Here is a 22,253-nt window from a genome sequence, read left to right as displayed (position 1 = left end):
TTCCCAATAGGAGAAAAATAATTTAGTAATAGCCGATAATAAAATGGGAGATAAATTATCATTGATGTACCAAACGATTTTTAAGCGTTACTAAAATAAATCAAGGAGCTAATCTCTTTGAATGACAAAACAGGAGATTACCGTTTTCATCACGAAGATGCATCCCGTTACCCTCGCAATAACGGAAGAAGGAACAATCGCCACAAGCATCTTTTTTCATCCAATCGCGGTTACGGAATGGCTGGAAGCGTTCTTCCCATACCTGCATAAAATTGTCCCGATAGATATTCCCTTGATGAAAATCACTCCGGATACTGGGACAAGCAGAGATAGAACCGTCTATCAGGATAGAACCGACAGTAACACCGGCATTACAAGCAAAGAAGCTATCGCGTACTTCTCCTTCGTACTTGCCGAGAAAGCCTTCGCAGCCATAACTCAAATGTATCTTTCCCTCCTTACGGATTTCTTTAATGAAGTCCATAAGTCCGGTAAATTCTTCATCTGTCAGCTGGAACTCAGGATGCGAAGCAGCACGGCCAACCGGAAAGATAGTAAACATCCGCCATTGGCGAACGCCTATTTTATAAAGAGATGTTTTTAATTCGTCCAGATAAGGGTAGTTACGTCGGTTAACGCAGGTCACCACATCCCAGGTCAGCTCCGGTTCATGTACCAGCATCTTTATGGCTTCCAAAGCATTATGATGGCTCTCAGGATGTCCCCGCAACCAATTATGATCTTCGGCAAAACCATCCAGACTGATAGTTATGGAATGCAATCCGGCAGCCATGAGACGTTGCAAGCGTTCCTTTGTCAGATAAAGTCCATTGGAGACCATGCCCCACGGATAACCACGACGGTAGAGGGCCAGCCCGACTTTTTCCAGGTCTTCCCGCATCAGGGGTTCTCCACCAGTGATGATGATACTTACTTTATTGGGATTTACATAAGGAGTAATGGAATCGATAGTACGCAAAAAATCTTCAGCAGGCATATCTTCCACTGCCGCCATTCGTTTACAGTCGCTTCCGCAATGCTTGCAGTGGAGATTACAGCGCAAAGTACACTCCCAGAAGAGCTGCTTCAGAGGGTGCAGTTCTTTCAGGTTATTCCAGATTTTCCGGTTTATTTCCAGAGCAAGCTGTTTACGTAATGAAAGATTATTCATTCTTTTTCTTCAGTACAAAATCTACTTCTTTAGTGTCACTGCCTTGATACCAGCCTTTGCCACCTGTCGGTTCCATTTTTATGTCAGTTGAGTCTGCTTTATAAATACCCGGTGAATCTTCACACACTAAGCGATATTTACCATAGCCACCTGCCTGCTCATTTAAGAATCGAAACTCTCCATTCTCTTGAGTATACAGAGTATCAGTGTAATAAGCTCCCATCGGTTCTCCATCCGACGTAAGTTCCTTTACGATAACCCTTGCATCCTTTACAGGTTCGCGTAGTTCATCGAGTACCTTACCTTTAATCTCAAAACGGCAATAAGGTGTTCCATATTCATCAGCCCCCGTCCCGTCACATGCATTAAAACCGAGTAAGACCAATACTCCGGACAATATCCGGTTATAGAAATGTAACCATCGTTTCTTCTCTTCCTTCATTTTCATAGCATTTCTCATGTTCATTCTTAAATTAGATATCCTTTTTGTAAAATGCTGTTCTTTTGGGAATACTGCACCAAAGATAACTTTTTATCTGCAATAATTCAAAATATTTGTCAGTATTCCGTATAAAGATTTCATATCTTTGAAGCTTCATACCTAAAATGAAGTGTAAATAAGAAGAATTATGGACATCAGAAACAGAATACAACAACTATTAACCGCCATCAACCAAGGGGTTTACGAGAAGGATACTGAACTCAGCTTGTCACTATTGGCAGCATTGGCAGGCGAAAGTGTTCTCTTGCTGGGTCCTCCGGGGATAGCTAAGTCCATGGTGGCGCGTAGACTAAAATCTGCCTTTAAGGGAGCAAAAGCTTTTGAATATCTGATGTCACGCTTTTCTACTCCCGACGAGATATTCGGTCCTATCAGCATCAACCGACTGAAAGAGTTTGATAAATACGAACGTGCCATTGATGGGTATCTGCCTACGGCAAGCGTAGTGTTTCTGGATGAGATATGGAAAGCGGGACCTGCCATACAAAATTCATTGCTCACCGCCATCAACGAGAAAATCTATCGGAATGGCGATAGCGAAATTAAGTTACCACTAAAACTTCTGATTGCCGCCAGTAACGAGTTACCAGCACACGGCGAAGGACTTGAGGCTCTGTGGGATCGGTTCCTGCTGCGTATCATCTGCACCTGTGTAAAGGACGAACAGACTTTTTACAACATGCTGCTCGATGACAACGATAAAGAAATAAACGTGCCTTCAGAACTGCAAATCAGTGAAGAAGAATATGCAGACTGGCGCGGACGGATCAACCGGATTTCACTATCTGCCGAGATTCTGCACTACATTACTAACGTTCGCCGCCAACTGAAACGGCTTCTACTGGATGATGAAGGCACTGCCCGAAACGTATATATAAGCGACCGCCGCTGGAAAAACATTGTACAATTGCTGAAAGCCTCAGCTTTCATTAACGGACGTACAGAGGTCAACTCATCAGACTTGCTGCCCCTATACCATTGTTTGTGGAATGAAGCAGATGAATGTGAGCCGATTCATCAACTGGTCATCCGGGAGCTATTCACCTCCTGCCTGGAAAAAATGGAAGAAATCACTGAAGCGATTAAAAGCGACATCCGGATCAGCCGTGTACGCCAGGCTTTGGAAGACTTCAAGAACAACTGTTCCCCCAGGAATGAACTGGAAATTACAGACTACTTCTATTACCATGTAGAGGAACACGGAACAGGCCATACATACATCTTTGCCGTAGACTATCTGGCTCTGAAGGAACAGAAGAAAGAAAATGCACCGAAACAAGCTGTTATCTATCCCGACCCATTGAATCCGGGACGTTCCATCATTCGTTGTTACCCGGGCGGAACGCCCTCATCATCTGCCTCCCAGCAACGGGTAAACCTGTACAGGGAAGGAACAGAATACCTGTTGATAGACGGTGTGCGATATCCGATGAGCCAAAGGAAAAAAGGAGAAAAAACACTCCCTACATCCGGCAAATCTTCCCAAAACCTGTTCGACAAATTGCCTCAGATCACTCTCCGCAATTACCGGAACGAGTTGAATCAACTCTTCCAACAACTATCAACCTTTACCAGTTCCTTATGTACGGACAATCTGTTCGTCACACCGGCTGATAAAGAGTTAATCACCCGCTACTCGGACGAAGTATTAAAAAGACTGCGGAATGTAGAGATCGAAGAGGAAAAGTTACAATTCAATTTGCAACAATATGGCGGGGCTAACCAAAAAGAAGTATGACATCCACTTCTATACAAAGATAGTCGAGAAATTTGTGCAAACAGGAGAATGCGCCAAGACTCTATACGGCGAAACGGAAGATCCCTTGTTGCTCTATCTACTGGCCATCATGAACAATCCTTCCATCAGAGTTCTGGTGTTAGGCGATGAGGTCCGTGCACGCATATTCTATGACATCACCACGCAGTTTGTCTGGCAGTTTCTTGAACAGGAAAAGTTCCAGATGCAAAGAGCTCAATCTGAACTTGGAGAAATGGGAAGTGCCTTGAACTGGGTTAAGGAGAAGCGGGACGGTTGGCAAGCATTATTAAGAAAAATCAAAGACGATTATAAAGAAAATGCTTTCGATGAACCGTTCTACGAACACATGTTCGGAGATAAAGATAAGCAGCATGACTCTACTGTCTGGGAGAAAATGCTGAAAGATTGGGAAGATTCTTTTCATCAAAAGCAACAGGAGCAGAAAGAGAAAAACCTGGATATCAAGAAGGACTTTCTGGAAAAGAAACTAAAAACCAGCCTGAATAAGATACCGGAATATCTGGAAGAGCACCAAGTGGATAAAGAAGAGTTCTATCAGGCATGGAGCATGATGAACGGACTATGGAATACCATAGATTTTGAGAATATCCGGAAGATTGTAAAACTGCAAAAGGAATACCCCGAACTGCTGAAAGTAGCCAACCGCATGGGCCGAATAGCCGACGATGAGGGTAGCAAACAAGTATATGTGACGGAAGGCAGTACCTACAAACTGGCTCACTCTCAAAAGAGTGATATTCTGGGTGTCACCATCGGCAACGACCTGAATGCCCTGCTCCCTTCGGAACTGCTATACTATGCAGACAATGAACTGCAAGATGTCTTTATGCTGAAATACTTCACACAGAAGTTGCAAACCTTCCGTTACAAATCGGAAATCATGCAACCCTGCAGACGTCTGGAAGTAAAACCGGCAGTCCTGAAAGGCCCTATGATTGTATGCCTCGACACCTCGGGCAGCATGACCGGAAAACCGGAGAAGATGGCTAATTCCCTACTGATAAAGCTCATAGAGATCGCAGAACTTCAAAACAGGGAATGTTTTCTGATTTCATTCTCCGTGTCTACCAAAACCATTGATATACGACGCGACCGATTGAAACTAATGGAATTCTTCAGCCATCCTTTTAGTGGAGACACAGATGCCACCCAAATGCTGAAAGACACTTTCAGAATGCTTGATGAAAACCGCTACATGAATGCAGATGTCTTACTTATCAGCGATTATCGCATCCCTGAATGTAAACCGGAATTATTAGAACAAATGAGTGTACACCGTGAAAAGGGTACTCGCTTTTACGGTCTGCAAATCGGCATTGCCCCGAACGAATGGACGGAACATTTCGATCATATCTACCGAGTAGAGTATCACGTAGACCGTAAATATTAGACCGGCTCGTCAGTTCCGCAACAGCCACATCCCCATAAAACGGTCGTAAACCATATATCCGTCAGCAGATTTATAAACAAGCTCTTTCTCCACCAACGATTTCAAAGCTGCATTGACACTGCTCGGAGTCTTCAGCCCATGCCCCAAAATAAACTCTCCACTATTGGGTGCCGTTACTTTCCCTTCATGCGCGATAGCTTTCATCAGCGCCAGCTGATTGTCTGTCAACATAATGATCAGATTCTGATAAACAGGCGTATTTTCTTCAAGGAGTCCCATCAACACTTGTTCTGCCTGAGTGGCATCTACAACCGATTCATTTCGCTCATACAACCGATTCAGCATTGCCTGCATATACCAGGTATGTCCCTCAAAGCGGCTATATATCCAATGAAATACAGATTTATCCAACTTTTGCCCCTGCAACTCAAAAAAGTTCCTTGCAAACCGATAATAGGACTCTTCATCAATCTCACGAAGCACCATCAATTGAGTACTCTGATAGAAAGGACGCTTGGCGGAAACAAACATCTCCTGCATCAAATGCTGGCTGCTACCTGCAAAAATAAAACGGACATTCGGGATAAACTGGATATAAGAACGAAGCAACGCTTCCGTGCCTTCCTCAGGATAAGAAGTGATTTGCTGAAACTCATCAATAGCCAGATAACAACTCTTACCGGAAGCAGCCATATAATCGAAGATTTCCTTCAATGTCTGTTCAGACTTATCGGCAACAAAGTCTAACGTAACTGTAGGAACTCCCGTCAACTCATCCGCACTGATCACCGGACGACAGGAACGAAAAAAGGAGGTAAGTTTATGCAAAGCACTCTCACTGAGTGTATCAAGTCGCCCTAATACAGTCTTTGCCAACAAACGAACCAAAGAGGATAAATCGCGCGTGGCAAAAATATCCATATAGAAACAGGCAACTTCCGGCTTCTGCTCTTGCAGGGTATAGAAGACATTTTTTATCAATCCCGTCTTACCCATACGGCGAGGTGCTATCAATGTCAGGTTTCGTTCATTCTCCAAAGCCGACAATATCTGTTGTGTCTCAGCTTCACGATCACAGAAATAACGAGGACTCGCATAACCATACACTAAAAAAGGATTCCGGGGTTGTATCTTCTGAGCTTTCATAAGCAGTATTACATATTTTACGTTACACTTTTTACGTAACACAAAATACGGAATAAATATTGGATAAAGCAAATAGGCGCAAACATTTAACCTGTATTATTAAAGCCAGCCCAACAATTCCATCGGATTTTTCATCTGTTTCAGTCTGGGATGGTTGAATGTATCCACCACCTCATGCTGCCACATCACCTCAAAAGGAATGTATACTCCGTATCCCCCGATAGCCAGTACCGGCTTAATATCGGATTTCAAAGAATTACCGATCATCAGGAATTCTTCCGGAGCGACCTGAAGGACTTGCAGCAGGCGAGTATATTCTTTCTCCGTCTTATCAGACATTATTTCAATGTGATCAAAATAAGGCATCAGTCCGGAACGTTGCAATTTACGCTCCTGATCCAACAAATCACCTTTCGTAGCCACTACCAGGCGATAGTCCCCTTGTTCTTTCAAAGCTTTCAGAGTTTCTTCCACACTGGGTAGCAATTCAATCGGCATCTGGAGCAGAGATTTACCTAAAAGAATTATTTGCTGTATCTTCTCTGCTGAAATCTTCTGTCCACTCACCCGCAAAGCTGTTTCAACCATTGAGATGGTGAATGCTTTGGCACCATAGCCCAAACATTCCAAATTTCCCATTTCTGTCTTAAACAACTCTGCCGAAATCTCTTCAGTACTTCCGTATTCACTCAGTAAGTCTGTATATTTTCGTTCCACTTCTTGAAAAAATGGCTCGTTACTCCAAAGGGTATCATCTGCATCGAAAGCGATGACTTTAATAGCATGTTTCATCTTCTCTATTTTTATAAATAGTATTACGCACTTTACGTTACATGTTTTACGTTATACAAAACACGGAATAAATATCGAGCAAAGCAAATGAGGAACATTTTTTAACGCCTTTCTATCCAAAAGATAACTCAAAAAGCTGCACGGAACATACTTGAGACATACTTGCTCCGTACCAACCCCGCACTTTCTCCACCCAGAGGTACTTCCAGATGGAGAAAGTACGGAGCAAATATGGTTCTGATATAGCTCAGGTACGGTTCAAATATGATTGGAAGATAGCTCTAATAATACTTATATATATATTTTAAAATATAGTTACATTATCATAAAGAAGTATTATTATCCTGTTTTTTATAAAAAGCTATCTATTTTTGTATAGGCGAAAGCATTAGCAACGAAATTACACACAAATATAAGACTTATTAAACTATCACGAATCATTACCTTTATGAGATCGGGATGCTATTCTTGCAATAACATACAAAACTCAATCTATGGAGCATCGCATTAAAGAATTAGACTATCTGAAAAGCATTCTTATCCTTCTAATGGTTGCTTTCCACCTGGTATATATAGGAGATAAATATCCTTATATCAAACAGATCGTATACACGTTCCACATGCCCGCTTTCCTAATCATATCCGGTTATTTGACTAATGTACAGAAAGATATCAAAAGCTTTATGAGAAAACTATTATGGATTTTCATTCCCTATCTGTGTCTGGAAACAGGTTACGTACTCATGTCGCATATCTTACCCGTGAGAGAAAATGTACCGGAAATCAGTTCAAGCATTTTATTGCATAAGATATTTATAAAGCCATTGGGTCCCTACTGGTATCTCCACACGCTTATTATCTGTAGTCTACTATATTACCTGACTTTCCGCTATACCCGCATGAAAACAATATCACAGGTAATATTATTGGGTCTTGGTCTATTCGCAGTATCATACTGGGGTGGAATTATAGTGCTTGCCAATGCCATTTACTTCCTTGCAGGGGTAATCATTAAACAAAGCAAATTACCATTTATCCGCATCTTTCAGCCATCGCTTCTTGCCCTTGCCCCCATGATACTACTCTGCTGTTTTCCAGACAATCTGAACAGAGGGACGCTGGCAGGTATCACTATTACTTATCTGGCTATCATTATATCACTATATGCACACAGTTATCTATCCAAGGGGATCAGGCAATGCTCTTATTTTATAGGTAGAAATACTCTTGTCATATTTCTCTTCTCCCCTCTTTTCACAATATTATGCAAGATGTTCCTACCATTTTTATTCTTTGAACCCACCGGAATACTTTTTATGATCATATCCGTTGCAATCACCGTGAGTGGATGTATAGTAATAGCATGGAGCATGGATAAACTACATTTTTCACGCTTCTTCTTTGGACAAGATGCAATATTAAATTAACAAGAAGAAATCCAGGATTGAAAAACCAATTCTGTAATATTGCAATCATTGATAAAAAAGCCTATCTTTGAGACAAGAAATGATGGAGCGAAGACAGTAATCCGATATTGATATTATTCCAGTTAAGCCACCAATAAATATAAATTTCTGCCACATGTAGTTGGATATTTCATTGTCTTCTCTTTTTCTTTGAGTGGAAAACTGCTATCTTTGCACACCAAAATGCGCTCATAACAAAAGAGATACATATATCACAATGGAAAAGAAATTCAAACGCACTACCGTTACGTCGGCATTGCCCTACGCTAACGGACCGGTTCATATCGGACACCTGGCAGGAGTTTATGTACCCGCTGATATCTACGTTCGCTATCTGAGACTGAAAAAAGAAGATGTAATCTTTATCGGAGGTTCGGACGAGCACGGAGTACCCATCACCATACGCGCCAAGAAAGAAGGCGTGACGCCGCAGGATATAGTAGACCGTTACCATACACTTATCAAAGAATCATTCAAAGAGTTCGGCATTTCATTCGATGTATACAGTCGTACGACTTCAAAAACTCACCACGACACTGCTTCGGAATTCTTCCGCAAGCTGTATGACAAAGGTGAATTCATCGAGAAAACCAGTATGCAGTATTACGACGAGGAAGCCAAAACTTTCCTTGCCGACCGCTATATTACGGGCGAATGCCCCCACTGCCATGCAGAAGGTGCCTATGGCGACCAATGCGAGAAGTGTGGTACAAGCCTCAGCCCCACAGACCTGATTAATCCGAAAAGTGCCATCAGTGGAAGTAAGCCTGTAATGCGTGAAACAAAGCATTGGTACCTGCCGCTCGACCAACACGAAAGCTGGTTGCGCCAATGGATTTTGGAAGACCATAAAGAGTGGCGTCCCAACGTATACGGTCAATGCAAAAGCTGGCTTGACATGGGTTTGCAACCGCGTGCAGTAAGCCGTGACCTCGACTGGGGTATTCCGGTGCCTGTAGAAGGTGCAGAAGGAAAAGTGTTATATGTATGGTTCGATGCCCCTATCGGTTACATCAGCAATACGAAAGAATTGTTGCCCGACACTTGGGAAACCTGGTGGAAAGACCCCGAAACACGTCTGATCCACTTTATCGGTAAAGATAATATCGTATTCCACTGCATCGTATTCCCTGCCATGTTGAAAGCGGAAGGTAGTTTCATCTTACCGGACAATGTACCGAGTAATGAATTCCTGAATCTGGAAGGTGATAAGATTTCTACTTCACGCAACTGGGCTGTATGGTTGCACGAATATCTGGCAGACTTCCCGGGTAAGCAAGATGTGCTTCGCTATGTGCTGACTGCCAATGCACCTGAGACAAAAGATAATGACTTCACCTGGAAAGACTTCCAGGCACGCAATAACAATGAGTTAGTGGCTGTTTATGGTAACTTCGTGAACCGTGCCCTGCAACTCACCAAAAAGTATTTCGATGGTGTAGTGCCTGCTGCCGGTGAACTTACGGATTACGACCGCGAAACATTGAAAGAATTTTCTGACGTAAAAGCAGAAGTAGAAAAGCTACTGGATGTATTCAAGTTCCGCGATGCACAGAAGGAAGCCATGAACCTGGCCCGCATCGGAAACAAATACTTGGCAGATACCGAACCCTGGAAGATCGCCAAGACGGATATGGATCGTGTAGCCACTATCCTGAATATCTCCCTGCAACTGGTTGCCAATCTGGCCATTGCATTCGAACCGTTCCTGCCGTTCAGCAGCGAGAAGTTGCGTAACATGCTGAACATGGACAGTTTTGACTGGGCTACTCTGGGCAGCACTGATCTATTGCCGGCCGGTCACCAATTAGCGACACCTGAACTACTGTTCGAAAAGATAGAGGACAGCGTTATCGAAGCACAGGTACAGAAATTGCTCGATACAAAGAAGGCCAATGAGGAAGCTAATTACAAAGCCAACCCCATCCGCCCGAACATTGAGTTCGATGACTTCATGAAACTGGATATTCGCGTAGGTACCGTATTGGAATGCCAGAAAGTTCCTAAAGCCGATAAATTGCTGCAATTCAAGATTGCCGATGGATTGGAGAACCGTACCATTGTCAGCGGTATTGCACAGCATTACAATCCGGAAGAGCTGGTAGGCAAGCAAGTATGCTTCGTGGCCAACCTTGCTCCGCGCAAGTTGAAAGGTATCGTCAGTGAAGGTATGATCCTTTCTGCCGAGAATTTTGACGGTTCACTCTCCGTGGTTACTACCATGAAAGAAGTGAAACCCGGTAGCGAAGTGAAGTAATTAATGGAAGCGTCACTCAAAGAGAAAACAGCAAAAGGATTATTCTGGGGCGGAATAGGCAACGGGGCCATGCAACTGCTAAACCTCGTCTTCGGCATATTCCTTGCCCGGTTGTTATCTACAACAGACTATGGTATGGTGGCCGTATTGACCATCTTCTCTGCCATGGCCGGAATTTTCTCGGAGAGTGGTTTCATCCTGGCACTTGTCAATAAGAAGGAGGTAAAGCATGAAGATTATAATTCCGTATTCTGGTTCAACATCAGTATCGGTGCATCACTTTACCTCATACTTTTTCTTTGTGCCCCCTTTATCGCTGACTTCTACCATACCCCCGAGCTTACCCGGCTGGCCCGTTTCCAATTTCTGAGTTTCTTCATCGGAAGTTTCGGTACTGCCCCTACGGCTTACTTTTTCCGTAATCTCATGGTAAAAGAGCGTAGTCAGATACAGATAGCCGCCATCCTCATTTCGGGTATTACAGGTGTCAGTTGTGCCTACCATGGCTGGGGATACTGGGGAATTGCCGTACAAACCGTTGTATACGTCAGTACCAACACCATCTTGCTTTGGATATTCTCTCCTTGGCGACCTACTTTTTCGTTCCGCTTTCACCCATTGCGGGAATTATTGCCTTTCAGCAGTAAATTACTCTTTACCTCGCTCTTCACTCATATCAATAACAACATCTTCTCCGCATTGCTGGGACGTTTCTACACCATCCAGCAAGCCGGTTACTACTCACAGGGAAGCAAATGGACAACAATGGGATATTCCACCATTTTCGGAATGATAAACAGCGTAGGGCAACCTGTATTCAGAGAAGCCTCGGAAGATACGCAGCGTTTGCAAAACATATTCCGCAAGCTGATGCGCTTCACCGCCTTTGTCAGTTTCCCCGCTATGCTGGGGCTCGCCATTGTTTCGCAGGAACTGATTGTAATAAGCATCACAGAGAAATGGCTACCCTGTGTACCCGTCATGCAGATACTGTGCGTATGGGGGGCCTTCATGCCTATTTCAACTCTTTACTCCAACCTGATGAACAGTATCGGCCGACCGAACATATACATGTGGAACACCATCGCACTGGGCATCTTCCAGCTATTATGCGTGTGGGGTAGTTACCCGTACGGACTGAATGTCATGCTGATAGTCTATACAGCAGCCAATATCTTCTGGCTACTTATCTGGCATTATTTTGCTCATAAACATATCGGAATTTCCCTGTTTAATACACTGAAGGATATAGCTCCCTACCTCATTATATCTGTAGCCGTAATGACTTTTACTTACTGGGTGGCAGGTTATGTGAAGAATATCTATCTCTCCTTATTAGTGAAAGTCGCTTTAGCCGCCTCACTCTACATATTCCTGATGTGGAGCCTGAAGTCGATCGTATTCAGGGAAAGCCTTCAATATCTGTTTAAAAAGAAAACCATACAATAATGACACTGCAAAATGTAACTGTAATCATCCCTGCGCACAACCGTCCCAAGCGCTTGCGCAGATTGCTCGACTACTATAGCCGCACAGATATCAAGATTCTTGTTCCCGACTCATCCGACCATCCGTTTGCCGATGCGGAGAAGTACCCGGACATCACTTATCTGCACCGCCCTAAACTGCATTTCCTACTGAAACTGAAAGAGGTGCTCCCCATGATTAGTACACCCTATGTACTTTATTGTGCTGATGATGATTTCGCTGTCCCTTCCGGCATTGCACAAATGACTGCCTTTCTGGACGAACACCCTGATTACAGCACTGCACAGGGACATTACCTGACCTTCACTCCCCGTAAAGGGAAAATATCATTCTACCCTCGCTATATCCGCTACTTCGATAAACAAGTAACGGGCGAGACTCCCCGGGAAAGACTTTTGCAAGAGAAGAACATGTATGCCTCATTGCTCTACTCCGTCATCCGGACACGGGCTTTTCAAAGGATGTATGCAGCTTGTTTCAACCCGGATGGAAGCCTGCGCTTCCGCAACCTTTTCCTAGCGGAAGAGTTCTTTAATCACGCTGCGCTCATCTTCGGCAAATATGCCACACTGCCCTACTTCTACAGTGCCCGCGAACATATTACAGGTTCCGCAGCCGAAACCACCGTACCTGTTTCAGTTATCAAAACTTCTCATAAATATCGGGAGGAATATCAAGGTTTCCTTCTGGCGTTATCAGAATTACTGGCAGCCCGGGAAGGTGACACGCTTGAAGATGCTTTCTCCTTTATTTGCAGCATCAGCGACATGCCTAAAGACACTGCCGAAATCTCCGGCAAAAGGAAGATTATGGAGTTCACTCATAAACATCCCCTGTTACGTTGGGTAAACAGACTGGCTAACTGGAGATATAATCAGAAAGGATTGAAAGCGGTACGAGGTATGCAAAGCTACCCCTGTACATTCTCCACACCGGAAAAAGAAGAAATTATCAAGGCAATTGAGCATTCTTAAAGACACGCAAAAATGACAAATAAAACTGTTTCCATTGTAATGTGCACTTACAATGGAGAGAGATATTTAAAAGAGCAATTAATGTCTCTCCTAAACCAAACCTACTCTCCCATAGAAATCATTATCCAGGATGACTTATCTACTGATAACACCCTTGAAATCATTCATGATTATCAGGAAAGATACCCTGGCATCATTCATTTGTTCCAGAATTCAAGGCGACTGGGATATAATCAGAATTTCCTGTCAGCCTACCAAAAGGCAAATGGATACTATATAGCCAGTGCCGATCAGGATGATATATGGGAAACGAACAAAATAGAAATCCTGATCAGAGAGATCGGAGATTCCACGCTTATCTTTCACAATTCGGTATTGTTTAATCAAAAGAATCCGAATATGGGACTGCTGCACAAAAAGGATTGGGGAGAACATCCGCATCCCCTTAGTGTACTTGTCAACCCTAAAGCATACGGGCATCAGATTCTTTTTCGTCGGGAAGTGCTTCCGCTTATCCACCAGTTCGAAACATATAATGTATCATACGACAGCCTCGTTTACACACTATGCAGCAGCATGGGAGATGTAAAATACATCAACCAAGTACTTGTACACTGGCGCAGGCACGAAAACGCAAGCACCTTTACGAGCAGACAGGCAAACAAGAATAAGTTGTATGGTTATTATACTGCATTATGTGCTTTGCACGACCACACGAAGCGTCAAATCAGCCGCGAGTATTTTCGTCTGTATCAACGAATTCAATTTAAATTTAAACCGGACCGCCAGGTAATTGCATGCATGAAAACAGGAACCCTGTATGAGATAATCAAGGCCGGATTGATTTGTGTCCATTACAGGAACGAACTGTTCCCTCAGAAAGACAAAGGAGTTCTCTGTATCTTAAAAAGTTTCTTCTTGCCCTTATTCTTTATTCGCGATTACGGATTAGGAATTATTCGTCCTTCCAAAGTACAACTCAACGCTCCAGGCAAGATGCAATAACCGACTGCAATGCTCCATTGTCTTGCAATATCTTTTCTACGAACTCACGGAAAGCACCATGCCCACCGTGAGCAACCGTTACGTATTTTACTTCCTGTTTCACATAGTCAGGAGTATTGCAAGGAGAGGCACTAAAGCCTACTTTCCGCAGTAAAGGCAAGTCATTCAAATCATCACCGATAAAGGCAACCTCATCCAGTGTGATACCCAGTTCCCGACAGATTTCTTCGGCCTGAGCGACTTTATCTTTCACGCCTATATAGCAATGGCTGATCTTCAGCTTATCCGCACGCTTCTGAACGATTTGTGAATTTTCTCCGGTCATAATGGCAACAGGTATGTCCAATTTATGCAGGAATATCACCCCCCAACCATCTTTCACTGAAAAACGTTTCATAACATCTCCCTCAGCAGTATAATACATTCCGCCATCGGTCCACACACCATCAATATCGGTAATCACTAATTTCGGCAACATAATTCAATAACAGTTAAATGATAGAACTCGGATAAATGATCTCATTACGGGGAATTTCTTTCAATACTTTATGCCCTACTACCTTCTCACGTTCGGCCCATTTAAAGCCATCACCGGGACTTAACAAATGGATATCATCTTCAGTAATAATGTCTCCGGGATGCAAGGTTTTATTCGTTGCAATAGAACGTTCCAGTTTCACTTTTGCCGAAGTCACCGAGGAGTCGATATACAATTCTTCTTTTCCCAGCCAGCGTTCGGCAATACGGATATCACGTATCATGCGGTTCACACCATCAGGTCCGAGCGAACCTTGCTGATCGGTTCCTTTCATGCGACGGTCGATAGTGACATGCTTTTCGATGATCTCCGCACCCATACCTACAGCAACGATAGGGGCAGCAATGCCAATGGTATGATCTGAAAAACCAATACAGTATTGACCATAATGCTGTTTCAGATAAGAAATCGTCTTTAAATTCAGATTATCGGGCTGTGTGGGATACTGGGATACACAATGCAAGATAGAAATGTTATCATGATAGCGAGTGATAACTTCCAAAGCATCATCCAGTTCCTTCTTGCCTGCCATACCGGTAGACAGGATAATAGGTATCTTCGTTTCGGCCATTACTTCCAGCAACGGCAAGTTGGTAAGGTCACGGCTTGCCACTTTCAGGCGGTCGGGAGTGAAGAGCTTCAACAAGGAGAGACAGCCTTTGGAACAAAGCGTTTCCACAAAATCGAGGCCTAAAGCCTTGGCATGCTTATAGATTTCCAGATGCTCTTCGTCCGTCAGTTCCAGGAAAGCGCGATGCTCGCCATAGGTGCGTCCGAAAGAATGGGGAGAATCATACGGACGGTTCATCTGCGAGTCCGTCAGTTCCTCATTCAGATCACGCTTGGTCAGTTTCACCGCATCCATCGGACGGAGTTCTATATTGAACACTTCTTCACGAACAGGGCGGGACACCAGGTCTACGATCAACTTGGCTATGTCGACGGAACCGTTATGGTTCTGTCCGATTTCTCCTATTATATAAGTACTCATGAAATTATGAATTATGAATTATGGATTATGGATTGTGAGCGTAGCGGAAGATATTCATCACTCACTATTCATAATTAATTTCCTATTTTTCATTTCTTGCAATATTCTCCAGCATCTTGGCACGATATTCGGGATGCGATTGCACCAGTTGCAACAGGGCATGAACACTACGATCAGTCTTTTCATAGAAAGTAGCATAAAGCTCTTGTAGCAGGGTAAAGTCTTCCATCGTATCGAGGGTGAAACGAAGATCGAAACGGCCCTCCAACTCGGCAGGCAAAGGAAGCAGACGCACCTTGAACTTTTCAGGATGTGTATAAAGATAGATGGTGACATGCTCGATGTGGAGTTTCTCTTGTGTGGAAACTGCCGCACGACGCAGAGCATTGATCGTTGTCAGCTCGGAATATAAACCCAAGTGAGATTTAATAGTAGGACGCCCGTCAGCAAAGCCATAGGCGATATAATCTGCCGGACAAAAAGCATGTTCAGCAAAGAAAGTATTGAAAGTTTCGGGACGCAGAAAAGGATTATCCGAACAAACACGGATAAAACGATCCACGCCGAAGACTTCGGCAGCACGGATAAAGCGATCGAGCACATTGTCCTCATCACCACGAAAACTGAGGATGCCTGCCTGATGGGCTACTTCGGCAAGTACATCATCCTGCGGACGGTTGGTCGTGGCAAGTATGATACACTTATCCGGACAAGCCTGTTTGATATTGGCTATCAGAATGTCGATAATGCGCTGTTCGCCATAGAAAGGGAGCAGTATCTTATTGTGCAACCGGGTGGAACCGGTACGTGCCTGAATAATTATTCCATCTTTCATATTTTCATCCGTTTAAAAGCATCGATATAAGAACCGGGGGTAACGTTGATTACTTCCTTACCCAATTTGCGGGCGTAGGCTTCGAGAATAAAGTAAGACTTGAAGGCTACATGCATGTGATAAAGAATCGTATAAAGTCGTGCGCTATTCAGATTCTCCTGCTTCACGGTGTCGGCCTGCGATTTGTTCTGGTCGTAGAAGTGCTTCTGGTGCATCAATACTACGTTATCATCTGTTACTGTGATTTCCGGCAACCAAGAGTGATCGGCACCTGCCATATAAATCTTCCGGAATGGCAGACGCAACCCCATGGCAATAGAAGGTATCAGCACATTGTGCGGACGGGGAACACCCCATCCTTTACGGAAAATCCAGTTACAGAAACTCTGGAAGCCTTCAATGGGCGTTGTGTTATAAATATAGAGTTTGATATGAGGATTACCGGCCAATAAGGGTTGCCATTCTTTATCTTTCAGAGCACGGGCAGGAACAAAAAAATTCATGTCCCAGGTAGTTTTCTCGGCCATTGTCTTGAAAAGCTGCACGCGCTTCTCAGGAACAATCCAGAACAACGGATCGGCAATCAGATAAAGCTCAGGGCGGAGACGCTCGAACATAGGTGAGCTTACACAAAAGTTCACAGCCAGTAAAGTTTTTCCTTGTATGAAGTCCGCGGATTCTTCTACGGTACGGTTCAGCGAAGGACCGTTAGCCAATATCAGCAACTCATCCGGATTGCTGAAAGAAGACGGTAAACGTGTACCCCACTTGGACTGCAACAGAATCTTCACTATACTGAGAAAGCACTGCCAGAGCTGTTCCAACCATTTCAAACCTTTTTCTCCCATATTCATTGTCAAATGATAATAAAACTTCCTCTGCAAAGATAGATACTTTCGCCTTTATTGGCTAAAAAAACCGCGAATTTGTGGATATAAAGCGGTAAAAGCTGTACTTTTGCCAAAACATTCCGCAACATGAGAGTACTTATAATCAATACGTCCGAGAAAACAGGCGGAGCCGCCATTGCTGCCAGACGCCTGATGGAGTCGCTCTATACAGCGGGAACAGACGTGAAGATGCTCGTCCTCCACAAGGAAAGCCAATCGGAACAGGTGATTTCAGTAGGTAAAAACTGGCAAAAAAAATACACCTTCTTATGGGAAAGAGTGGTTATCTGGACAAACAATCTCTTCAGCCGGAAAAACCTCTTTACCATATCCATAGCCAACACCGGCTTCAATGTAACCAAACTACCCGTATTCCGGGAAGCTGATATCATACACCTCCACTGGATAAACCAGGGAATGCTTTCACTGAGAAACATACGGGAAATCATCGAATCGGGTAAGCCCATTGTCTGGACATTGCACGACATGTGGGAATGTACAGCCATCTGCCACCATGCCCATACCTGCAGCCTGTTCAAAAGTGAATGCGGAAACTGTCCCTTCCTACGTTTCCCAGGCAAAAACGACCTGGCACACCGGACATTCAAGAAGAAACAGAAACTGTTCAATGCCACCAATCAACTGAATATCGTTGCAGTTAGCAAATGGCTCTCCTCACAAGTACAGCAAAGCACTTTGCTCAAAGAGAAGCCGATATCCGTTATTCCCAACACGCTTTCACTTGCCGACTTCCGGATCATGGACAAGGAACTGTCCCGCAAAGAACTGTCCCTGCCCGACAAATATATCATTCTGTTCGGAGCCGCCCGTATCGACGATCCTATCAAAGGAGTGGAATACCTGATTCAGGCAATCCGGCTATTGATTGAAAAGAAAGAATTCCCGCAAGAGAAACTCCATCTGGCCTTATTCGGCAGAATCAAATACCCGGAGAAACTATTCAGCACCCTCCCCGTCAGCTACACCTACTTTGGACGAATAGGTGATACGGACAAACTCTCACAGCTGTACTCGGCTGCAGACGTCATCGTATCCGCATCTTTTTATGAAACATTCGGTCAGACATTAATCGAGGCACAGGCCTGCGGCTGTGTCCCCGTGTCTTTCGGCAATAGCGGACAGGCCGACATTATTCGTCACAAGGAGAATGGTTTCTTAGCCGATTACCTCTCCTCGGACAGTCTGGCGGAGGGTATCCGATGGGGAATAACCGAAGCCCGAGCCACCCTATCGGAAGAAAATATGCGAAACGAAGTTTCCGAAAAATATTCTGGTGAAGTCGTTGCCAAGCAATATCTCGACCTCTACCAGAACTTAATCAGAAGAAAGGTAACACAATGAGAATACTACTTATTAATACTACAGAGAAGATAGGCGGTCCGGCTGTAGCCGCCAGCCGCCTGATGGAAGCCCTGAAGAATAACGGCATCAAAGCCAAACTACTGGTGCGCGACAAACAAACCGAACAGATCACCGTAGTAGAATTGCCCCACAACCTGCGCATGGTATGGAAATTCGTATGGGAACGAATCGTTATCTGGAAGGCCAATCACTTCAATAAAAGACATCTCTTTGCTGTAGACATAGCCAATACCGGTACGGATATCACCGCTTTGCCGGAATTCCAACAAGCAGACGTCATACATCTTCACTGGATCAACCAGGGAATGCTTTCTTTAAAGAACATCGAAAAGATTCTTGCTTCGGGCAAGCCTGTAGTCTGGACCATGCACGATATGTGGCCATGCACCGGCATCTGCCACTACTCCGGCGGATGCATGCATTACGAAGAAGAGTGCCATCATTGCCCTTTTATCCATAACGGAAGCAGAAAGAAAGATCTCTCCCACCGTATATTTCTTAAAAAGCAGAAACTGTACGAAGGACGCCACATCAATTTCGTTGCCTGTAGTCATTGGCTGGAAGAACGAGCCAAGAAAAGTGCCCTTTTCAGCGGACACGTCATTACGAATATCCCTAATCCCATCAACACCAACCTCTACAAGCCTCATGATAAAAAGGCAGCACGGGAGAAGTGTATGCTTCCGCAAGACAGTAAACTGATTCTGTTCGGTTCGGTGAAGATTATGGATACCCGCAAGGGGGTAGATTACATGATTAAGGCGTGCAAACTGCTGGCAGAGAAATATCCGGAGTTGAAAGAACAATTGGGTGTTGTGGTCTTCGGTAACCAGTCGCAACAAATACAGAACATGTTGCCTTTCAAGGTTTATCCGCTCGCCTTCGTCAGCAACGAGCATCAGTTGGTAGATATCTACAATTCCGTAGACCTCTTCGTCACCCCATCCCTGGAAGAAAATCTACCGAACATGATTATGGAAGCCATGTCCTGCGGCATACCTTGCGTAGGTTTCAACGTAGGCGGCATACCGGAAATGATAGACCACCTGCACAACGGCTATGTGGCGCAATATAAATCGGTTGAAGACTTCGCCAACGGCATCTACTGGATACTCACTGAACCGGAATACGCCACCCTCGCCGAACAAGCCTGCCGGAAAGCTGTTTCCAATTATTCGGAACGCGCCATTGCCAAAAGATACATTGACGTTTACAACAAAATAACCGGAAGACATGCATAATCGCCTTACGCCCAAGTTCAGCATCATCACCGTGACTTACAATGCCGAAGCCGTATTGGAAGACACGATACTAAGTGTGATCTCCCAAACCTACCACCACATAGAGTACATCATTATAGACGGTGCTTCCAAAGATCGCACCCTCGCCATTGCCGAAAGGTATCGCGACCGCATTACGCAAATCGTCAGCGAACCGGACAAGGGACTGTACGATGCCATGAACAAAGGCATCAACCTGGCAACCGGCGACTATCTCTGTTTCCTCAATGCCGGAGACAGTTTCCACGAAGATGACACTTTGCAGCAGATGGTACATACCCTGGGAATCGGTGAACTGCCGGACGTTATTTATGGTGAAACGGCTCTGGTTAATAAAGAGAGGCACTTCCTCCGTATGCGCCGCCTCTCCGCACCCGAAGTGCTGACATGGAAGAGTTTCAAGCAAGGGATGCTTGTTTGTCATCAGGCTTTCTTCGCTAAACGAAGTCTGGCCATACCCTACGATATGCAATACCGCTTCTCTGCCGACTTTGATTGGTGCATCCGCATCATGAAAAAAGCACGGACGTTACACAACACGCACCTCACGCTTATCGATTATCTGGAAGAAGGCATGACCACGCAGAATCAGAAAGCCTCCCTACGGGAACGCTTCCGCATCATGGTGAAACATTACGGGCTGGTAAGTACCGTGGCACATCATACATGGTTTGTATTGCGGATGATATTAAAGAAGTAAAACTCAAAGTAAGCCTCACACTTTCCACCTAATACAGTGCCAGAGTTGTGCCACAGCCTTGGCACAGTTTTGCCATCGCCTTGGCAAGACTATGCCATGCCTATGGCACAACTGTGCCAAAACGATGGCAAGATATGGCAAAAGTTTCAGTCTGTAGACAACACAAGGAGTTAGTGAAGAATCTCTGTCTTCAGTTCTTTCACTCCTTCCGAAGCTCCTTTCTGAATGACATGTATCTGCCTCATCGAGTGCGTATCCACCGGTTTCGGATCAATCAGATACACCTCTGCCGTCCGCGGTACATAATTCAGCAAACCTGCTGCCGGATACACATTCATCGAAGTACCTATGATTACAAAGATATCCGCCTTTTCCACATAGCCGATAGCCGTTTCTATCTCCGGTACAGCTTCACCAAACCAGACTATAAACGGGCGCAACTGAGAACCATCGCCAGCCTTGTCGCCCATCTTCACTTCATACTCTTCCGGTTTCAACTCTCTTACATAACGAGGATTATAAGGATCACGGCTCGAACAAACCTTTGTCAACTCACCATGCAGATGAATGACGTGCGTACTTCCCGCACGCTCGTGCAGATTGTCCACATTCTGCGTAACTACCGTCACATTAAAGTCTTTCTCCAACTCGGCAAGCCCTGTATGTCCTGCATTCGGTTCCACATCAAGCAATTGTTTACGGCGTTCGTTATAGAAGTCAATCACCAACTCCGGATCACGTACATACCCTTCGGCACTGGCTACCTGCATCACCGGATATTTATCCCACAGTCCGCCTGCATCACGAAACGTACTAATGCCACTCTCGGCACTCATTCCAGCACCGGACAAAATCACTAAATTCTTCTTCATTGCCATATCTCCTTTCTATTTATCGCAGTTTCTTTCCTACAAAAATACAGAAGATTGCCGAAGTTGGCACAGATATAAGAAAATTTAAATCCTAAAAGCATAAATCATTCAAATAAAACCCTTACTTTTGCAACTTGTAATTTTGCAACTGATTGAAAGATACATCACTTTCAGTCGCAACCCAAAAGATATATGGATAAATTCAGTTACGCTATCGGCCTTGGAATAGGTCAAAATTTATTAAGCATGGGTGCAAAAGGCATCGAAGTAGATGACTTTGCACAAGCTATCAAAGACGTATTAGAAGGAAACAAAACCGCTATATCGCATGCAGAAGCCCGCGATATAGTGAACAAATACTTCGCCGAACTGGAAGAGAAAATGAATGCCGCCAGCATAGAACAAGGCAAACAATTCCTGGAAGAAAACAAGCAGCGTCCGGGTGTTGTTACCCTGCCAAGCGGTTTGCAGTACGAAGTCATCAACGAAGGCAACGTAGGCAAATATGCAAAAGCTACCGACCAGGTGAAATGTCACTACGAAGGTACACTGGTTGACGGAACTCTGTTCGACAGTTCTATCAAACGCGGACAACCTGCCGTGTTCGGTGTAAACCAGGTAATCCCCGGTTGGGTAGAAGCTTTGCAACTCATGCCCGAAGGCGCCAAATGGAAACTCTACATTCCTTCCGACCTGGCATACGGTGCACAAGGTGCAGGCGAAATGATACCGCCTCACAGCACACTGATCTTCGAAGTAGAATTACTTGAAATATTATCCCAAAAATAAAAAA

The 22,253-nt window shown here is 44.4% G+C and carries 20 protein-coding genes; 11 read left to right on the top strand and 9 right to left on the bottom strand.

Annotation, left to right across the window (positions count from 1 at the left end):
* Positions 1–100 precede the first annotated feature (100 nt).
* Both BACINT_RS06970 and BACINT_RS06965 read right to left on the bottom strand, forming a co-directional pair.
* The gene (locus BACINT_RS06970) at positions 101–1,171 is read right to left on the bottom strand and encodes a TIGR04133 family radical SAM/SPASM protein (protein WP_007661735.1); all 1,071 of its coding nucleotides are present in this window, start codon (positions 1,169–1,171) and stop codon (positions 101–103) included.
* Positions 1,164–1,619, bottom strand: a complete 456-nt coding sequence (locus tag BACINT_RS06965) for a radical SAM-associated putative lipoprotein (protein ID WP_229036214.1) — start codon at positions 1,617–1,619, stop codon at positions 1,164–1,166. Before BACINT_RS06965 ends, BACINT_RS06970 begins: the two co-directional genes overlap by 8 nt.
* 181 nt (positions 1,620–1,800) lie before the next feature.
* Here BACINT_RS06965 and BACINT_RS06960 point away from each other — a divergent pair, with 181 nt between their 5' ends.
* A complete protein-coding gene (locus BACINT_RS06960; RefSeq protein ID WP_007661729.1) occupies positions 1,801–3,411 on the top strand; it encodes an AAA family ATPase in 1,611 nt (536 codons plus the stop codon).
* Positions 3,383–4,843 (top strand): vWA domain-containing protein, encoded by a 1,461-nt coding sequence (locus BACINT_RS06955; protein WP_007661728.1) that lies wholly within the window; start codon positions 3,383–3,385, stop codon positions 4,841–4,843. Before BACINT_RS06960 ends, BACINT_RS06955 begins: the two co-directional genes overlap by 29 nt.
* A 9-nt stretch (positions 4,844–4,852) precedes the next feature.
* On the opposite strand, the gene BACINT_RS06950 is transcribed toward BACINT_RS06955, so the two are convergent.
* Both BACINT_RS06950 and BACINT_RS06945 read right to left on the bottom strand, forming a co-directional pair.
* On the bottom strand, positions 4,853–5,989 hold the full coding sequence (locus tag BACINT_RS06950) for an AAA family ATPase (protein ID WP_007661726.1): 1,137 nt from the start codon (positions 5,987–5,989) through the stop codon (positions 4,853–4,855).
* A gap of 99 nt (positions 5,990–6,088) precedes the next feature.
* Positions 6,089–6,781: an HAD family hydrolase gene (locus BACINT_RS06945; protein ID WP_007661724.1), complete on the bottom strand. Its 693-nt coding sequence runs from the start codon at positions 6,779–6,781 to the stop codon at positions 6,089–6,091.
* Positions 6,782–7,275: 494 nt separating this feature from the next.
* Here BACINT_RS06945 and BACINT_RS06940 point away from each other — a divergent pair, with 494 nt between their 5' ends.
* From BACINT_RS06940 to BACINT_RS23305, 5 genes are all read left to right on the top strand, one after another.
* Positions 7,276–8,208, top strand: a complete 933-nt coding sequence (locus BACINT_RS06940; protein ID WP_007661717.1) for an acyltransferase family protein — start codon at positions 7,276–7,278, stop codon at positions 8,206–8,208.
* A 256-nt stretch (positions 8,209–8,464) separates the two neighbouring features.
* Positions 8,465–10,504 (top strand): methionine--tRNA ligase, encoded by a 2,040-nt coding sequence (gene metG, locus BACINT_RS06935; protein WP_007661712.1) that lies wholly within the window; start codon positions 8,465–8,467, stop codon positions 10,502–10,504.
* 3 nt (positions 10,505–10,507) lie between these two features.
* On the top strand, positions 10,508–11,953 hold the full coding sequence (locus BACINT_RS06930) for a lipopolysaccharide biosynthesis protein (RefSeq protein WP_007661711.1): 1,446 nt from the start codon (positions 10,508–10,510) through the stop codon (positions 11,951–11,953).
* The gene (locus BACINT_RS06925; RefSeq protein WP_007661710.1) at positions 11,953–12,966 is read left to right on the top strand and encodes a glycosyltransferase family 2 protein; all 1,014 of its coding nucleotides are present in this window, start codon (positions 11,953–11,955) and stop codon (positions 12,964–12,966) included. The genes BACINT_RS06930 and BACINT_RS06925 overlap by 1 nt, the downstream gene beginning before the upstream one ends.
* Before the next feature lie 12 nt (positions 12,967–12,978).
* Positions 12,979–13,971, top strand: a complete 993-nt coding sequence (locus tag BACINT_RS23305) for a glycosyltransferase (protein WP_007661709.1) — start codon at positions 12,979–12,981, stop codon at positions 13,969–13,971.
* Here the strand turns inward: BACINT_RS23305 and BACINT_RS06915 are convergent.
* The 4 genes from BACINT_RS06915 to BACINT_RS06900 form a co-directional block, all read right to left on the bottom strand.
* Positions 13,946–14,449, bottom strand: coding sequence for a KdsC family phosphatase (locus BACINT_RS06915; RefSeq protein WP_007661708.1), 504 nt, complete (start codon positions 14,447–14,449; stop codon positions 13,946–13,948). The two genes, BACINT_RS23305 and BACINT_RS06915, sit on opposite strands and share 26 nt — an antisense overlap.
* 13 nt (positions 14,450–14,462) lie before the next feature.
* Positions 14,463–15,500, bottom strand: coding sequence for an N-acetylneuraminate synthase family protein (locus BACINT_RS06910; RefSeq protein ID WP_007661707.1), 1,038 nt, complete (start codon positions 15,498–15,500; stop codon positions 14,463–14,465).
* 82 nt (positions 15,501–15,582) lie between these two features.
* Entirely contained in the window at positions 15,583–16,335 is a 753-nt protein-coding gene (locus BACINT_RS06905) for a cytidylyltransferase domain-containing protein (RefSeq protein WP_007661705.1), read from the bottom strand.
* A complete protein-coding gene (locus BACINT_RS06900; protein ID WP_044154922.1) occupies positions 16,332–17,183 on the bottom strand; it encodes a hypothetical protein in 852 nt (283 codons plus the stop codon). Before BACINT_RS06900 ends, BACINT_RS06905 begins: the two co-directional genes overlap by 4 nt.
* Before the next feature lie 129 nt (positions 17,184–17,312).
* Here BACINT_RS06900 and BACINT_RS06895 point away from each other — a divergent pair, with 129 nt between their 5' ends.
* From BACINT_RS06895 to BACINT_RS06885, 3 genes are read left to right on the top strand one after another with little or no spacing between them, the layout of a single operon-like run.
* Positions 17,313–18,587 (top strand): glycosyltransferase, encoded by a 1,275-nt coding sequence (locus BACINT_RS06895; RefSeq protein WP_007661700.1) that lies wholly within the window; start codon positions 17,313–17,315, stop codon positions 18,585–18,587.
* A complete protein-coding gene (locus BACINT_RS06890) occupies positions 18,584–19,849 on the top strand; it encodes a glycosyltransferase family 4 protein (protein WP_007661696.1) in 1,266 nt (421 codons plus the stop codon). The genes BACINT_RS06895 and BACINT_RS06890 overlap by 4 nt, the downstream gene beginning before the upstream one ends.
* Positions 19,842–20,588, top strand: a complete 747-nt coding sequence (locus tag BACINT_RS06885) for a glycosyltransferase family 2 protein (protein ID WP_007661695.1) — start codon at positions 19,842–19,844, stop codon at positions 20,586–20,588. The genes BACINT_RS06890 and BACINT_RS06885 overlap by 8 nt, the downstream gene beginning before the upstream one ends.
* A gap of 170 nt (positions 20,589–20,758) precedes the next feature.
* On the opposite strand, the gene BACINT_RS06880 is transcribed toward BACINT_RS06885, so the two are convergent.
* On the bottom strand, positions 20,759–21,460 hold the full coding sequence (locus BACINT_RS06880; RefSeq protein WP_044154921.1) for an SIR2 family NAD-dependent protein deacylase: 702 nt from the start codon (positions 21,458–21,460) through the stop codon (positions 20,759–20,761).
* A 192-nt stretch (positions 21,461–21,652) separates the two neighbouring features.
* Here BACINT_RS06880 and BACINT_RS06875 point away from each other — a divergent pair, with 192 nt between their 5' ends.
* Positions 21,653–22,249, top strand: coding sequence for an FKBP-type peptidyl-prolyl cis-trans isomerase (locus BACINT_RS06875; protein ID WP_007661691.1), 597 nt, complete (start codon positions 21,653–21,655; stop codon positions 22,247–22,249).
* Positions 22,250–22,253: the final 4 nt, after the last annotated feature.

Source organism: Bacteroides intestinalis DSM 17393, from assembly GCF_000172175.1.
Taxonomy (GTDB): domain Bacteria; phylum Bacteroidota; class Bacteroidia; order Bacteroidales; family Bacteroidaceae; genus Bacteroides; species Bacteroides intestinalis.
The sequence above is the reverse complement of the archived record's forward strand: the minus strand, read 5'-3'. Positions and strand labels throughout refer to the sequence as shown.